The organism is Streptomyces anandii JCM 4720, assembly GCF_014650655.1.
GTDB lineage: Bacteria > Actinomycetota > Actinomycetes > Streptomycetales > Streptomycetaceae > Streptomyces > Streptomyces anandii.
Genome location: NZ_BMVJ01000020.1, coordinates 30,127 through 33,852, shown reverse-complemented (window position 1 = coordinate 33,852; position 3,726 = coordinate 30,127). Strand labels below are relative to the sequence as shown.

At 69.0% G+C, this 3,726-nt stretch carries 3 protein-coding genes; 2 read left to right on the top strand and 1 reads right to left on the bottom strand.

The genetic code is table 11. The features are described from left to right. Window positions 1-326, top strand: a 326-nt coding sequence (locus IE249_RS28315) for a histone-like nucleoid-structuring protein Lsr2 (RefSeq protein WP_189709232.1), incomplete at its 5' end; no start/stop codon positions are given. On the opposite strand, the gene IE249_RS28310 is transcribed toward IE249_RS28315, so the two are convergent. Continuing rightward, window positions 305-985 carry an SCO3374 family protein gene (locus IE249_RS28310; protein ID WP_189709231.1) on the bottom strand — a complete coding sequence of 227 codons (681 nt, stop codon included), beginning with the start codon at window positions 983-985 and terminating at the stop codon, window positions 305-307. The genes IE249_RS28315 and IE249_RS28310 overlap by 22 nt on opposite strands. A 441-nt stretch (window positions 986-1,426) precedes the next feature. On the opposite strand from IE249_RS28310, the gene IE249_RS28305 reads away from it, so the two are divergent. Beyond that, a partial coding sequence (locus IE249_RS28305; RefSeq protein ID WP_229859419.1) for an ATP-dependent Clp protease ATP-binding subunit occupies window positions 1,427-3,726 on the top strand: 2,300 nt, incomplete at its 3' end.

Genomic DNA, 3,726 nt, shown 5'->3' with positions numbered 1-3,726 from the left:
AGGTTCAGGTCCTTCTTGTCGACGACCTCGACGGCGGCGAGGCGGACGAGACCGTGACGTTCGCGCTGGACGGCAAGACGTACGAGATCGATCTCACCACCGCCAATGCGGACAAGCTCCGTGGCCTTCTCGAGCCGTACGTCAAGAGTGGCCGTCGTACCGGAGGCCGCGCTTCTGGCGGCCGCGGAAAGGCGCGCGCTTCTTCCGGCGGCAGCCAGGACACCGCGCAGATCCGCGCCTGGGCGAAGGAGAACGGCTACGAGGTCAACGACCGCGGCCGTGTTCCCGCGTCCATTCGCGAGGCCTACGAGAAGGCCAACGGCTGACGCTCACCGGGCCGAAGGCCCTGGGGGAAGGCGGGCTGCCGCGCACACGCGCGCCGCAGCCGGACGCGGTGGCAGTGCGCCGCCGCCGTGTCCACGAGTCGTACGAGATCAGGGGTGCCCGCACGGCACCCCAGCGCCGACAGCGTCGGCAGCGAGGCCTCGACCTCGCACCCCGGCTCGGGGGGCCGCAGCCACACGGCGGCCCCCTGTGAACCGCGCGCACGTTTCGTGACCCCTCGCGCTCCGTCGCGTTCCGCGCCGGGCGGCGGCGGCGCCTCCATCAGCGCGCCCGCGCCCAGTGCCACCAGGTCCAGGTCCAGCGCGCCCCACTCCAGCCACTCCAGGAGCCCCGGCAGTTCCTCCGCGCTGCCCGCGGCCAGCAGCAGCCGCATCCGGTCGGCCCGCACGGCCACCGGGGAGCCGGGCCCCAGATGGCGCAGTGCCGCCCGTCCCGCCTCCAACGGCAGGTCCAGGACGTCGAAGCGGCGGCCCACGACAAGTCGTACCGGTGTGCCGGGCACCGTGGCCCAGCCCAGTTCGTTCTCGTACCAGTGCCGCCCGCCGTCGTCCGGGATGCCCGGGGCGTCCGCGCCCCCGGGGTCGAGGGGCTGACGGGGGAGCGGGACGGGAAGAGGAAGTGTGGAGAGGCTGCCGGCCATGTCTGGTGCAACAGCCCTGAGGGCCCCCTGGTTACGCGTAGTGTCGTCCTGCGTGCGCAACGTGTCGAACAGGGAGGCGCACGGAAGCGGGAGGGGGCGCGAAGTTGTTCGCCCATAGCGGAGGGGACGGGTGCGCGCGGCATGGAGTGTCAGTCGGCCCGGGTAAGACATCCCTAGTGGGAGGGGGCGACACGCAGACCGCACTCGGGCAAAGGAGTCTCACGTTCGCCATCGGCGTACTGGCGACTGGGGTAACTGCCTGGCCTGCGGGAACATCGTCTCGCACCATCGGGTTGGAGCAGATGTCGGCGTTCGGGGTCAGGAGGCCATCGACGGTGTCGGCAGTTGGAATGAGCGGTCCCCGCTTGCGGGACTAAGCTGCGGAAGGACAGGGAGGGGAAGTTCCCCCCACTGCCTGACCGCTCTGAGGAGCGATTAACGATGTTCGAGAGGTTCACCGACCGCGCGCGGCGGGTTGTCGTCCTGGCTCAGGAAGAAGCCCGGATGCTCAACCACAACTACATCGGCACCGAGCACATCCTCCTGGGCCTGATCCACGAGGGTGAGGGTGTCGCCGCCAAGGCCCTTGAGAGCCTCGGGATTTCGCTCGAGGCGGTCCGCCAGCAGGTGGAGGAGATCATCGGCCAGGGCCAGCAGGCGCCCTCGGGCCACATTCCCTTCACCCCCCGTGCCAAGAAGGTCCTGGAGCTGTCGCTCCGGGAGGCCCTTCAGCTGGGCCACAACTACATCGGCACGGAGCACATCCTGCTCGGCCTGATCCGCGAGGGCGAGGGCGTCGCCGCCCAGGTCCTGGTCAAGCTGGGCGCTGATCTGAACCGGGTGCGGCAGCAGGTCATCCAGCTGCTCTCCGGTTACCAGGGCAAGGAGACCGCCACCGCCGGCGGCCCTGCCGAGGGCACCCCCTCGACGTCCCTGGTCCTCGACCAGTTCGGCCGGAACCTCACCCAGGCCGCTCGTGAGTCCAAGCTCGACCCGGTCATCGGGCGCGAGAAGGAGATCGAGCGGGTCATGCAGGTGCTCTCCCGCCGTACCAAGAACAACCCGGTGCTGATCGGTGAGCCCGGCGTCGGCAAGACCGCCGTCGTCGAGGGTCTCGCCCAGGCCATCGTCAAGGGCGAGGTGCCCGAGACCCTCAAGGACAAGCACCTCTACACCCTGGACCTCGGCGCCCTGGTCGCCGGCTCCCGCTACCGCGGTGACTTCGAGGAGCGCCTGAAGAAGGTGCTCAAGGAGATCCGCACCCGCGGCGACATCATCCTGTTCATCGACGAGCTGCACACGCTGGTCGGTGCGGGCGCCGCCGAGGGCGCCATCGACGCGGCGAGCATCCTCAAGCCGATGCTGGCCCGCGGCGAGCTGCAGACCATCGGTGCGACCACCCTGGACGAGTACCGCAAGCACCTGGAGAAGGACGCGGCCCTCGAGCGCCGCTTCCAGCCCATCCAGGTCGCCGAGCCGTCCCTGCCGCACACGATCGAGATCCTCAAGGGCCTGCGCGACCGGTACGAGGCGCACCACCGCGTCTCCATCACCGACGAGGCGCTGGTCCAGGCCGCCACCCTGGCCGACCGGTACATCTCGGACCGCTTCCTGCCGGACAAGGCGATCGACCTGATCGACGAGGCCGGCTCCCGGATGCGCATCCGCCGGATGACCGCGCCGCCGGACCTGCGCGAGTTCGACGAGAAGATCGCCGGGGTCCGCCGGGACAAGGAGTCCGCGATCGACTCGCAGGACTTCGAGAAGGCCGCCTCCCTGCGCGACAAGGAGAAGCAGCTCCTGGCCGCCAAGGCCAAGCGGGAGAAGGAGTGGAAGGCCGGCGACATGGACGTCGTCGCGGAGGTCGACGGCGAGCTGATCGCCGAGGTCCTCGCCACGGCCACCGGCATCCCGGTCTTCAAGCTGACCGAGGAGGAGTCCAGCCGCCTGCTCCGCATGGAGGAGGAGCTGCACAAGCGGGTCATCGGCCAGAACGACGCCGTCAAGGCGCTGTCCAAGGCGATCCGCCGCACCCGCGCGGGCCTCAAGGACCCCAAGCGCCCCGGTGGCTCGTTCATCTTCGCCGGCCCGTCCGGCGTCGGTAAGACGGAGCTGTCCAAGGCACTCGCGGAGTTCCTCTTCGGTGACGAGGACGCGCTGATCTCCCTCGACATGTCGGAGTTCAGCGAGAAGCACACGGTCTCCCGCCTCTTCGGTTCGCCCCCCGGCTACGTGGGCTACGAGGAGGGCGGTCAGCTGACGGAGAAGGTGCGCCGCAAGCCGTTCTCGGTCGTCCTGTTCGACGAGGTCGAGAAGGCCCACCCGGACATCTTCAACTCGCTGCTGCAGATCCTGGAGGACGGTCGTCTGACCGACTCCCAGGGCCGGGTCGTGGACTTCAAGAACACGGTCATCATCATGACGACCAACCTCGGCACCCGGGACATCTCCAAGGGCTTCAACCTGGGCTTCGCGGCCACGGGCGACACGAAGACCAACTACGAGCGCATGAAGAACAAGGTGTCGGACGAGCTCAAGCAGCACTTCCGCCCCGAGTTCCTCAACCGCGTCGACGACGTGGTCGTCTTCCCGCAGCTCACGCAGGCGGACATCCTGCGGATCGTCGACCTGATGATCGGCAAGGTGGACGAGCGCCTGAAGGACCGGGACATGGGCATCGAGCTCTCCCAGTCCGCCAAGGAGCTGCTGGCCAAGAAGGGCTACGACCCGGTCCTGGGCGC

Bases quoted from the DNA above. Each gene is read 5' to 3' on its own strand.
- IE249_RS28310 (WP_189709231.1), bottom strand. From the start codon at position 985: ATGGCCGGCAGCCTCTCCACACTTCCTCTTCCCGTCCCGCTCCCCCGT.